This window comes from Enterobacter asburiae (assembly GCF_007035645.1).
Taxonomy (GTDB): Bacteria; Pseudomonadota; Gammaproteobacteria; order Enterobacterales; family Enterobacteriaceae; genus Enterobacter; species Enterobacter asburiae_B.
In genome coordinates this window covers 189,414-201,547 of record NZ_AP019632.1, presented here as the reverse complement: position 1 = coordinate 201,547, position 12,134 = coordinate 189,414, and the positions used below count along the sequence as shown (strand labels likewise).

General features: G+C 55.5%; 9 protein-coding genes and 1 tRNA gene. 2 read left to right on the top strand and 8 right to left on the bottom strand.

Annotated elements, in window-relative coordinates; genetic code table 11:
* Nucleotides 1-2: 2 nt before the first annotated feature.
* The 7 genes from dppC to FOY96_RS00870 form a co-directional block, all read right to left on the bottom strand.
* Nucleotides 3-905, bottom strand: coding sequence for a dipeptide ABC transporter permease DppC (gene dppC / locus FOY96_RS00905; protein WP_029742039.1), 903 nt, complete (start codon nucleotides 903-905; stop codon nucleotides 3-5).
* A gap of 9 nt (nucleotides 906-914) precedes the next feature.
* The gene (gene dppB, locus FOY96_RS00900) at nucleotides 915-1,934 is read right to left on the bottom strand and encodes a dipeptide ABC transporter permease DppB (RefSeq protein ID WP_006177810.1); all 1,020 of its coding nucleotides are present in this window, start codon (nucleotides 1,932-1,934) and stop codon (nucleotides 915-917) included.
* Between the two features lie 161 nt (nucleotides 1,935-2,095).
* A complete protein-coding gene (gene dppA, locus FOY96_RS00895; protein ID WP_094935112.1) occupies nucleotides 2,096-3,703 on the bottom strand; it encodes a dipeptide ABC transporter periplasmic-binding protein DppA in 1,608 nt (535 codons plus the stop codon).
* A 620-nt stretch (nucleotides 3,704-4,323) separates the two neighbouring features.
* Nucleotides 4,324-4,400: transfer RNA gene (locus FOY96_RS00890), tRNA-Pro, on the bottom strand.
* A gap of 91 nt (nucleotides 4,401-4,491) precedes the next feature.
* On the bottom strand, nucleotides 4,492-6,186 hold the full coding sequence (gene eptB / locus FOY96_RS00885) for a kdo(2)-lipid A phosphoethanolamine 7''-transferase (RefSeq protein ID WP_039261186.1): 1,695 nt from the start codon (nucleotides 6,184-6,186) through the stop codon (nucleotides 4,492-4,494).
* A 239-nt stretch (nucleotides 6,187-6,425) separates the two neighbouring features.
* Nucleotides 6,426-7,628, bottom strand: a complete 1,203-nt coding sequence (locus tag FOY96_RS00880; protein ID WP_143346381.1) for an L-lactate MFS transporter — start codon at nucleotides 7,626-7,628, stop codon at nucleotides 6,426-6,428.
* A 238-nt stretch (nucleotides 7,629-7,866) separates the two neighbouring features.
* On the bottom strand, nucleotides 7,867-8,565 hold the full coding sequence (locus FOY96_RS00870) for an autotransporter domain-containing protein (RefSeq protein WP_143346379.1): 699 nt from the start codon (nucleotides 8,563-8,565) through the stop codon (nucleotides 7,867-7,869).
* A 154-nt stretch (nucleotides 8,566-8,719) separates the two neighbouring features.
* On the opposite strand from FOY96_RS00870, the gene tag reads away from it, so the two are divergent.
* Together tag and FOY96_RS00860 are read left to right on the top strand one after the other, a co-directional pair.
* Nucleotides 8,720-9,301: a DNA-3-methyladenine glycosylase I gene (gene tag / locus FOY96_RS00865; protein ID WP_143346378.1), complete on the top strand. Its 582-nt coding sequence runs from the start codon at nucleotides 8,720-8,722 to the stop codon at nucleotides 9,299-9,301.
* The gene (locus tag FOY96_RS00860) at nucleotides 9,279-9,725 is read left to right on the top strand and encodes an N-acetyltransferase (RefSeq protein WP_032661790.1); all 447 of its coding nucleotides are present in this window, start codon (nucleotides 9,279-9,281) and stop codon (nucleotides 9,723-9,725) included. The genes tag and FOY96_RS00860 overlap by 23 nt, the downstream gene beginning before the upstream one ends.
* Here FOY96_RS00860 and FOY96_RS00855 read toward each other — a convergent pair.
* Nucleotides 9,688-11,967: a molybdopterin guanine dinucleotide-containing S/N-oxide reductase gene (locus tag FOY96_RS00855; protein WP_269473787.1), complete on the bottom strand. Its 2,280-nt coding sequence runs from the start codon at nucleotides 11,965-11,967 to the stop codon at nucleotides 9,688-9,690. The two genes, FOY96_RS00860 and FOY96_RS00855, sit on opposite strands and share 38 nt — an antisense overlap.
* Between the last annotated feature and the right edge of the window lie 167 nt (nucleotides 11,968-12,134).

Below are 12,134 nucleotides of genomic sequence, written 5' to 3'. Positions count from 1 at the left end.
TCTTACTGCTTCAGTTTGGGATCAAGCGCATCACGCAGGCCATCACCCATCAGGTTAAATGCCAGCACCGTCAGCAGAATTGCCAGACCCGGGAAGGTGACAACCCACCAGGCGCTTTGTGCGAACTGCAACACGTCGGAGAGCATGGTGCCCCACTCCGGTGTTGGCGGCTGTGCACCCATGCCCAGGAAGCCAAGAGCGGCCATATCAAGAATGGCGTTAGAGAAACCGAGCGACGCCTGAACAATCAGCGGCGCAAGGCAGTTTGGGAAGATATTCACGAACATCTGGCGCATCGCACCGGCACCCGCCACGCGAGAGGCGGTGACGTAATCGCGGTTCACTTCCACCAGCACCGCCGCACGGGTTAAACGCACGTAGTGAGGGAGCGCCACGAAGGTCAACGCCAGCGCGGCATTGCCTATCGACGGGCCGAAGATCGCCACCAGCACCAGCGCCAGCAGCAGGCTTGGCAGCGCCAGCATGATGTCGACGATACGCATGATGATGTTATCAACGATGCCGCCGAAGTAACCGGCAACCAGGCCGAGTACAACGCCCATGATCAGCGACAGCACAACAACGAGACAGCCGACCAGCAGCGACAGGCGCGCGCCGTACATCAGACGCGACAGCACGTCGCGGCCCACGTCATCGGTACCCAGCAGGTGCGTCAGGCTACCGCCATCCTGCCACGCAGGCGGCGCGAGCAGCGCATCGCGGAACTGGTCCGCCGGGTTATACGGTGCGAGGAAGTTCGCAAACACCGCAATCAGGATCATGATTACGACATACACCAGCCCTACCACCGCGCCTTTATTGCGCTTGAAGTAGTGCCAGAATTCCTGCAGCGGCGTCATAGGAACCGGTGCAGCGACCACTTTATTTTGAGTGACTTGTGACATGATGGTCCCTTACTTCTTATGACGAATACGCGGGTTCACCACGCCGTACAGCAAATCGACCAGCAGGTTGACGAGGATAATCATCGTCGCGACCAGCAGTACACCGCCCTGCACAACCGGATAGTCACGGCGCTGCAGCGCGTCAATCAGCCAGCGTCCAAGGCCCGGCCAGGAGAAGATGGTTTCGGTCAGGATCGCCCCCGCCAGCAACGTCCCCACCTGAAGGCCGATAACGGTCACCACCGGCAGCATGGCATTACGCAGCGCATGGACGATGATGACGCGCATACGCGTCAGGCCCTTGGCGCGCGCGGTGCGGATGTAATCTTCGCCCAGCACTTCCAGCATGGAGGAACGGGTCATACGCACGATCACCGCCAGAGGAATGGTGCCCAGCACCATCGCAGGCAGGATCATGTGCGCGACGGCATCAATGAAGTTGCCCTCTTCGCCCCAGATAGCCGTGTCGATCAGCATAAAGCCGGTGAGCGGGTTGGTATCATCAAGGAAGACCATATCGCTGACGCGCCCGGAGACCGGGGTTAGGTTCCATTGCACGGAGACCAGCATGATCAGCATCATGCCCCACCAGAAGATAGGCATGGAGTAACCGGTCAGCGCCAGACCCACGGCGGTATGATCGAAAATAGAGCCACGCTTAACGGCAGCCAGCACCCCAACAGGAATACCCACCGCAGTGGCAAAAATCATGGCGCAGATGCCCAGTTCCAGCGTCGCTTTGAAACGCGGCACGAACTCGTCCCACACCGGAAGACGGCTTTTCAGCGAAATCCCTAAATCACCGTGCAACACGCCCCATATATAGTGGAGGTACTGCTGCCACATCGGCTTATCGAGACCGAGTTCCGCCAGCAGCTGTGCATGGCGCTCAGGGGAAATACCACGCTCGCCCGCCATAATCATTACCGGGTCGCCGGGGATCATATGGACGAAGGCAAAAGTGAGAAGGGTGATACCGATAAACGTGGGGATAACAAGTCCCAGACGTCGGAGGATGAACTGCAACATAACCCGGATTCTCTCTGATGACGCACGACCAGTGGCGTGACGTCTGTATTGCTCACAAATGTAAATTCCCTCTCCTGGCGGGAGAGGGTTAGGGTGAAGGGCGTGCATGCATCCCCTCACCCCTGCCCTCTCCCAGAGGGAGAGGGAGAACACCCTACTTATTATTCAACAGATACGTTTTCGAAGTGGTGTTTGCCCAGTGGATCAACCACGTAGCCCTTCACTTCTTTACGCACTGGCTCGTACACGGTGGAGTGAGCAACAATCAGCGCCGGAGCCTGATCGTGCATAACAACCTGAGCCTGCTTGTACAGTTCAATACGTTTGTTGTGATCGTCGGTCGCACGCGCCGGCTGGATCAGGTCTTCAAACGGCTTGTAGCACCAGCGAGAGTAGTTAGAACCGTCTTTCGCCGCCGCGCAGCTGAACAGGGTGGCGAAGAAGTTGTCCGGATCCCCGTTATCACCGGTCCAGCCCATCATTACCGCCTGGTGCTCACCCGCTTTGGCGCGCTTCAGGTACTCGCCCCACTCGTAGGTCACAATCTTGGCCTGAACGCCAACTTTAGCCCAGTCAGCCTGAACCATTTCCGCCATACGGCGTGCGTTCGGGTTGTACGGACGCTGTACAGGCATCGCCCACAGCTCAACGGTAAAGCCTTTATCCTGGCCCGCTTCTTTCAGCAGCGCTTTCGCTTTCTCAGGATCGTAGCTGTAGTCTTTAACGTCGTCGTTATAGCCCCACATGGTTGGTGGGATCAGGTTTTTGGCAGCAACGCCCGCGCCCTGGTAAACGGCTTTGATGATCGCTTCTTTGTTCACCGCGTAGGTCAGCGCCTGACGCACTTTCACGTCATCAAACGGTTTTTTCTCGGTGTTGAAGGAGAGATAGCCCACGTTCAGGCCAGCCTGCTCCAGCAGGTTGATGTTCTTGTCCTGCTTCATTCGGGCGATATCAGCCGGGTTCGGGTACGGCATTACCTGGCATTCGTTTTTCTGCAGTTTTGCATAACGCACTGACGCATCAGGCGTGATGGAGAAGACCAGACGGTCGATCTGCGGCTTGGTGCCCCAATAGCCTTCGAACGCTTTATACAGAATGCGGGAGTCTTTCTGGTACTGCAGCAGCTGGAATGGACCGGTACCGATTGGGTTCAGGTCGACTTTTTCCGGCGTACCGGCTTTCAGCATGTTGTCCGCGTACTCTTTGGACAGAATTGAAGCGAAGTCCATGGCCAGGTCAGCCAGGAATGGCGCTTCCGGACGCGTCAACACGAACTGAACCGTTTTATCGTCCACTTTTTTCACTTCAGCGATCAGGTCTGGCAGACCCATCCCTTCGAAGTATTCATAGCTGCCGCCAGACACTTTGTGGTACGGGTTCTGAGCGTTTTTCTGGCGGTCGAAGGAGAACACAACGTCGTCGGCGTTAAAGTCGCGCGTTGGTTTGAATTCTTTGCTGTCCTGCCACTTCACGCCCTGGCGCAGGTGGAAGGTATAGGTTTTACCGTCTTCGCTGACGTCCCACTTCTCGGCCAGACCCGGAATCACTTCCGTGGTACCGGTTTTGAATTCAACCAGACGGTTATAGATCGGTACAGAGCTTGCGTCGTAAGTCGTACCAGAGGTAAAGAGCTGTGGGTTAAAGCCTTCCGGCGAGCCTTCAGAACAGTAAACCAGGGTTTTTGCCTGTACGCTTGCTGCCACGGTCATAGCCACCAGGCTCAGACCAAGCTTCAGCATCCCTGACTTCTTCAAGGAAATACTCATTATTCTGCTCCAATGTGATGTTTTGCTTTGTTGTGTTACGCCGCCAGACCTTTATTTATTTTTTACCCGGTCCGGTCGGTGATGCCCGAAGGCTTTAAAGGGATGGAGAATCCTTTCAGAAGAGCGTTTGAGTTGCAGCGCAGATCGTCCCTGAAATGCCCCTCATGCCCTACAATCTGTCAACAGAATGTGAAAACGTCAATACAGGTGACGGGGATTTACGCTGAGTGTGAGAAACCGCAAACAAAGATTAAAAAAACTATGTATGCCAGTTTTCAGCAGGGAAATTTATGCTACTCGCTATCTTGCAGCACAAGTCTCTTCATATTTCGCAACAATCAGTGATTAACTTTTATTCAGAATGGGTAAATTTTCTTGCAGAATGGTGATTATCTGAGCACTAAATACCGCGAACGTTAAAACGCACAGCGAAAAATGCTGAGGTTATCCATAAGCAACGCGAAAAAAGATCAATCTATATATAAAAAAATACAATGGATTATGTCACAAAATCGTTAACAGGCAGGGAGAAGCAGGCCTAAGGGGCGTTTTGGATACTCTGACGGGATAAGATCATAATGCAAAAAGGGCTAACCTTGCGGTTAGCCCTTTTCAGAATGTGGTCGGCGAGAGAGGATTCGAACCTCCGACCCACTGGTCCCAAACCAGTTGCGCTACCAAGCTGCGCTACTCGCCGAATGCGGAGCGCATCTTACTGCTGAGGTGCGCCCCCGTCAATCCCTTATTTTCAAAAAGCCATTCAACTGGCGATATTCTCGCCAGGGCAGCTACTGCGCGGCTTTTACGCTGTTATCAGGGAGTTTACACCAGTTGTTGTTTTCGTTAATCCCACCATTCGGTGAGGTATAGCCGAGACAACCCATAATGGTGTCGTACAGCTCAACGTGACGACGCGGCACCTTCATCTCCGCCTCTTTTTTCAGCTGAGCAAACATCTTCGCCTTCTCCGGATTTTCAAGATACTTATCCGACATCCACATGATCATCGGCACGCGGAACTGCTCCGGCGGTGCCAGCTTGCGCGGCGTACCGTGCAGGTGCTCTTTCTCGTTGATGGATTCACCGTGGTCTGCCGCGTAAATCACAATCGCTTTTTTATCGCGCAGCTGGTCGATCACCCGGCTCAGGAAGGTATCCACGTACAGCACCGAGTTATCGTAGGCGTTGATCAGCTCCTGCTTGCTGCAGTCTTTATTAATGCCCACGCACTCAGGCTGCCACTTCGCAAAATCACGCGTGTAGCGCTGGTAATAGCTGTAATGCGACCCTTTGGTATGCAGAATAACCAGATGCTTACCCTGCGGATGGTTCTTGAGGGACTGCGACATCTCTTCCAGCAGCAGCATGTCGTCGACGTTTTTACCGCGGTTACGCGGCTCGGCGCCAATCTGCTCGCGGTACGCGATGTTATCTGCAAGGGTGTTGGTGTAGAACCACATCTCACTTTGCATCGCAAACAGGTCAGAGCTAAACCCAAGCTGCTTCAGCACGGCAAACACGTTCTGCTCTTTCAGCGTGCGTTGCGGGTTATCGCTTGCACCGCCTTCACGCACAAACATACAGCGCAGCGAGAGCTTGGTTGCGGTATCGCAGGAGTAGCCACGGTAAGCCACCAGGTTTTTCTCCTGCGCCAGCTTTGGCGTGGTGTCCCGGTTATAGCCGAGAATACCCATATGATCCCAGCGCGTCGTTTCGCCGATGACGAAGACGACGTACGTATCATCAATCCCGTCGGCTGGCGGCTGGTAGGTGAATTTTTTCGTTGGATTGATCAGCGATTTCACATCACTGGATTCGTCCGCCTGCGCCCAGGCATACAAACCTAACGCTGACAGCCAGTTAGACGGCAAATAGGAGTTTGCCACCACGCCGCCATAGCTTGGCATATCCACGCCCGTCGCTTTTTCAACGCGTTTTTGCTGCGTTTCCATCAGGCGGATTGGCGCCCATACCAGCAGTCCGGCCAGCAGGACAACGACGATATTGCGGATCCGCTGTCCACGGGTGCGCAGCTGGCGTAACAGCGTATAGCGGCACGTATTGTTCCAGATAAAGAACAGCGGTATCAGACAGGTTAAAACTGTCCAGACGATAAAGCCTTTCCCTACCACCTCTTTCGAGAGATCGATATCCGTGGTCATCACCGAGGCAACGATACCGTACCCAATGACCACGTTCATAAAGGTCATGTAATAGCTTGCGGCGGCGGAAATAATCACCACCAGCGAGGCCAAAATTTGCCAGGTACGTCGGCCAAAAAGGGACAGCAGGCGTAAGAGGAAGAAGGTAGCGAGGACGGAGCCGAACACTTCAATGGCGGCAAAAATACCATTACTCACGGTAAGGTGTTCAAAATAACCTTCCACTCTTCTGAACAGTACCGCGCCATTCAGAAATAATCCGATATAGACAGCCAGCATCAGACACAATCTTTGCTGGGTAAGAGACCTAATGTATTTCATGCAAACAACCCTGGGGGAAGGGGTATAAAAACCCGACGAATCTCAAAGAGAAAGCGGACAGAGTACGTAAATGCGTAAGGAAGCGTTATTAGAAACGTCTACAAGCGCGATAAGTAGACCACAGCGGGAGAGAAAAGTGGCAGCAGAGAGTGTGATCGGTATAAATTTTTACAAAATATCGAGACGGGAAGCGTCTCGCATAAAGAAAAAAGAGGCCACAGAGGCCTCTTTCATACTGCTTACGCGTGCGCTTCTTTGAATACTTCACGCTGCGGCTGGCGAATCGTGGTCGAGAGCGCCAGCGAGATAATCAGCAGGGCAAATATGACGCAGAAGGTCACGTAGAACCCGCCGAACAGAGAGGCTATCAGCGAGCCGCAGATGCTGCCGATCCCGAAGCCAAGATAGATAACGCCGTAGTTTTTCGCCAGATTGTTCAGGCCAAAGAACTCGCTTACCAGTGACGGGAAGACGGTAATCGTGCCGCCGAAGTTAAAGGCCACGCAGGCAATCGCCGCAAAGAAGGTGGCTTCATTCAGCGGAGCGAACAGCAGCGCCGCCATGCCGACCAGCGAAACCACCTGCCCAATCGTAATCACACGGATGCGGGCAATTTTGTCAGACAGAATACCGAGCACCAGACGACCGGAGAGGTTGGCAATGGAGATGACCGTCACCGCATTCGCCGCCGTAGCCGCATCCAGCTTCACCATCCCCTGCGCGATATCCTTCGCCACGCCGATGACATAAAGTCCGCTCATGCAGGCCGTCAGGAACATCACCGCCAGCATCCAGTACTGCGGTTTACGCATGGACTGCGCGAGGGTGAAGTCGTTCTCCACCACGCCGTTAACGGATTTGACCTCCTGCTGCGGCGCATCGGTCATCAGCGTGGCGCCGAACAGAATCATCACCAGCACGATTGCGCCCCAGATCATAAAGGTGTTTTCGAGGCCAACGGACGCCAGCAGATGGGAGTCGATAAATTTGAACCCGAGACTGCCCAGGCCATAAGAGCCGATGGCGAACGCGGAGATTAAGCCTTTACGCTCCGGGAACCACTTCACGCAGTTCGACAGGGTCAGCAGGTAACCTGCGCCATCGGCCAGACCCACCAGCACGCCGGCGCTCAGCCACAGCATCATCAGGTTGCTGGAATGCGCCATCAGGAAAAAGCCCAAACCCAGCAGAATGCCGGACGCCATGGTCACACGCTTCACGCCAAAACGCTCCTGCAGCTTGCCCGCGACGGAAGACGAAATCGCCAGACCCAGGCTCAGCAGACCAAAGGAGAACGCAACCTGGCTGACCGGCGCGCCGAGTTTGTCGGAAAGCGCGCTGTTAAACAGGCTCCAGGTATAGACCGACCCCAGCGCAAACTGGGTGACGATGGTGCCAAAGAGCGTGAGCCAGCGCGTGCGGTTATAAGTTGATGTGTTCATGGCAGTCGTCCTGCAAGAGAAATTAAGGAAGTTCGCTGAGGACAACGATAAACAAAACCTTAATACGCCTGGGGTAAAACGGCATGAAATGCAGGCGGAACGGAATGAAATGCCTGGAAACGGGAATGAATGGCCTGGCCCGGGCATAAAGCGACAGCGTGTTAGTATCCGCTATCGCTGTAACGCCCGTGGTTGTTGTATTCGAGATGTTATCGTAACGTTTAAAAAAGCAACAACTCTAGAAATTTGCGCTAACGCCGAGGGTGTATAAAAACTCCTCACCGGTGGTGGTGTGCTCCCCCTGAGCCAGCGACGCATAGGCCGCGACGTGCGTATTAAAAGGAATATCCGTTCCCACGGTGACGTCCATCCAGCTACCGTTTTGGGCAGGGGCTGGCGTTTGCGGCATGCCAAACTGCGATTTCCACTGGTTTTCACCAAACTGCTGGTTATAGCTAATCTGCGCCCACGGACGAAGATCGCCGTACTGGGTATTCACGCGCCACCCCAGCGTGCTGACGCTGGCATGCCAGAGCGGGTCGGTGATTGCCTGCGTCGACGCGCTATCACCAAACTCGTTGATCATCATGGGAGCCGTGCCGTCGTACCGCCACGCCACTACCGGACCGGTGGTGATACGCGCTGAAACCGGAAAATTCCAGCCCACGCTCATCATCCCCTCCGGCGTGCTGCCAGACGGTATATTCAGGGCAAGACCCGGCGCGTTTTGCGAAGACTGAATACGCTCAGCCAGAATATCCTCATAACGCGGTTGGTGATCCGCGTCCCATGTATAGCGTTCCGCCGTATTATTTTGGGCGTCTGAAACGATATATTCCTGTTGCCAGGCAGACGCTGTATTACAAAAAAACAGGCAGGCTGAAATCCCCACCAGGCCAGAAGCAGCATGGCGACCACTGATTTTTTTTATCATCATCAACGCGACCCCAGAGAGAGCCGAATTCGGCGATATTTGTCGTTATTCAGGAAGAGCTTATAACCCTTGTATTAACTATTGTCTTTATAGTAAACACGTCAAGCCAGTCAGAATGAAAATTTTGCGAAATCAGTATCAATAAGGGAGATGACGGATGGAACGTTGCGGTTGGGTGAACCAGGATCAGCTTTATATCGACTATCACGATCGGGAATGGGGCGTGCCGGAAACGGATGGCAAAAAACTCTTTGAGATGATCTGTCTGGAGGGCCAGCAGGCGGGGTTGTCATGGATTACGGTACTGAAGAAACGTGAAAACTACCGCAACGCCTTCCACCAGTTCGATCCTGTCGCCGTCGCCGCGATGACCGATGAAGACGTGGAACGCCTGGTGCAGGACGCCGGTATCATCCGTCATCGCGGTAAGATCCAGGCCATCATCGGTAACGCACGCGCTTACCTGGCAATGGAGCAAAACGGCGAATCATTTTCAGATTTTGTCTGGACGTTTGTGAACAACGATCCGCAGGTCACCCAAGCCGCCACGCTCGCGGAAATCCCGGCCTCTACCCCGGCCTCGGATGCGCTCTCGAAGGCCCTGAAAAAACGCGGCTTTAAGTTTGTCGGTTCCACCATCTGCTACGCCTTTATGCAGGCCTGTGGCCTGGTCAACGACCACGTTACCGGCTGCTTCTGTCATCCGGGAGGCCATCATGATCCGCAAATGGCAAAGTGAGAATACCGCGCCGCTTTTGAGCCTGTGGCTTGAAAGCACCACGGAAGCGCATCCGTTTATCGAGCCGGGTTACTGGAAAGAGAACGAGGCCATGGTGCGGGACGTTTACCTGCCGTCGGCGGAAACCTGGGTCTGGGAACAGGATGGCGAGCCATACGGATTTATCAGCGTGATGCAGTCTCAGTTTGTCGGCGCGCTGTTTGTCGCACCGTCATGCATCGGGAAAGGCATCGGGCGCGCGCTGCTGAACCATGTTCAACAGCGCTTCCCGCATTTAACCCTGGAGGTATATCAGAAAAATGTGCGGGCGGTGAATTTCTACCATGCTCAGGGCTTTCGCATTGAGGACAGCGCCTGGCAGGATGATACCCAGCACCCGACGTGGATCATGAGCTGGCAGGCGGATCAAACGCCGTTAAGGTAAGCTCGGGTCCCTGATATTTTTCTACCCAGGCCAGCGCCGTGTTCCCTGCGCAGCCATTCCCCAGCTTCGAGCTGGGGAGATCTTTGGTCAGCACGTTAACCGCCCCGTTTTTACAGATCCCTCCCTCGGCGGGCTCAAGGTCGGGCCATGCGCCCTGATGAATGCAGATCACGCCCGGTTTAATTCCGTCGCTCACCACCGCCCCTGCCAGCACCTGCCCGCGCGAGTTCCAGACGCGCACCACGTCGCCGTCCGCAATCCCCCGGGCTTTCGCATCGAGGGAATTCAGCGTGACCGGCTCTCGCCCGGCGACCGCATACTTCTCGCGCAGAGACGTATAGTTAAGCTGGCTGTGCAGACGGTGCGCGGGATGCGCAGACAACACCTGCAGCTGTTCCGGCTGGGCGTTGCCGTGCCACTCGTCCGGCTCGAGCCACATAGGGTGTGGCGGGCAGTCGGCATAGCCAAAGCTGGCGATGCGCTCGCTGTGGATCACGATCTTTCCGCTCTCGGTTTTCAGCGGGTGGTTCTCGGGGTCGCGGCGGAAATCGGCAAAACGGACAAACTTCGCGTTCTGTTCGCTCTCCGGCATCTCGACGATCTGGTTCGCTTCCCAGAATTCGGCAAATGGCGGAAGCGTCACGCCCTGCGCTGCGCCGCGCTGGCCGGCAATCTGGTAGAAGGTTTCCAGCCATTGCAGATCGCTTTTCCCCTCGGTAAAACGCTCGCGACCGCCCGCTTCCCACAGCTCGCTCAGTTCAGCAAACACGTCAAAATCATCACGCGCTTCGTCTCGCGGGGCCACTACGCGCTTCATCGGGACCATATGCTGGTTGCTGTAGTCGCCGGTCATGGTGAGATCGTTACGCTCAAACGAGGTGGTCGCTGGCAGCACAATATCTGCATGCTTAGCCGAGCCGGTCCAGAAGCACTCGGAAATCACCACCAGCTCCGGCTTCTGCCAGGCGCGGATCAGGCGGTTGGTATCCTGATGGTGCGTGAAGTTCGACCCGCCCGCCCACCATACAAATTTAATGTCCGGGAAGTGGCGGTCCAGACCGTTGTGCTGATAGAAACCGCCCGGGTTTTCCAGGGCTTCAACAATACGCGCCACCGGGATTTTATCCACGGCATCGACGCCGCCCTGCACCGAGCCTTGCAGAGACGCCAGCACCGCCGCTTTACGCGTCGGGTTACCGCCGTTTGCAAAGTGATAGGAGAGACCAAAACCCCCGCCCGACGTGCCGATCTGCCCAAGCATTGCGGCAAGCGTTACTAGCATCCAGTGTTTTTGCTCGCCAAACTGCTGACGCTGCATTCCCCAGCCGGACATTAACATCGTGGTATTTTTATGGAACAACGCCGCCAGTTCGCGGATTTTCTCCGCAGGTACGCCGCAAATATCTGCCGCCCACGCTGCCGTTTTCGCCACCCCATCGGATTGGCCCGTCAGGTAGTCGGCGAATTTATCGAAGCCGGTGGTACAGCGCGTCAGGAATTCAACATCGTGCCAGCCGTTTTCTACCAGCGTATGGGCGATCCCCAGCATCATCGCCACGTCGGTGCCCATATGGGGGGCAATCCACTCGGCGCTATCGCCGAAGAAATCCATGGTTTCAGAGCGCATCGGGTCAATGCAGATGATGCGCTTGCCGCTTTTGCGCAGCGCGTCGAAATACCCAATCCCCTGCTCGTCGCTGGCATTCCAGGCAATTTTCAGCGTATTGAGCGGGTTGGCGCTCCAGAGCACCACCACGTCGGTATGCGCCAGCACCAGCGGCCAGCTGGTCTGCTGCTGGTACACTTCGTTCCCCCCTACGACGTACGGCATGATCGCCTGCGCCGCGCCGGTGGAGTAATCCCCGAGATGGCCGGTATAGCCTCCCGCCAGGCTCATGTAGCGCTGCAGCAGCGTCGAGGCCTTGTGCAGCACGCCGTTCGAACGCCAGCCGTAAGATCCGGCAAAAATGGACGACGGACCGTAAGTGTCGCGAATGCGCTTATGCTGGGCGTGGATCAGCGCCAGCGCGTCATCCCAGCTCACGCGAACAAACTCATCCTGACCGCGGATCCCCTGCGGTTTATCCGGCGAGGCCAGAAAACCTTTACGCACCATCGGCCAGCGCACGCGCGTTTTGCTGTGCACCTGATCGCGAACGACGGTCTGTAACGAGTTGGGATGTTGGGTTGGCAGTGCCCCGCGGGACGACAGAACATTTTCGCCATCGGTTTCGACCAGCATCGGCCCCCAGTGGGCGGCGGTCAGAATGGTTTTCGTTGAGGTGCTCAAGCGTGCGCTCCTGGTTGCGTGCAGGTTTACGGCCTTCTTTCTGAGGCAGTTTATGGTTTGTCACAAATTTCAGAGTTATACCCGGAATTTTCTCCGTATCTGGACGTCATAATCAACTG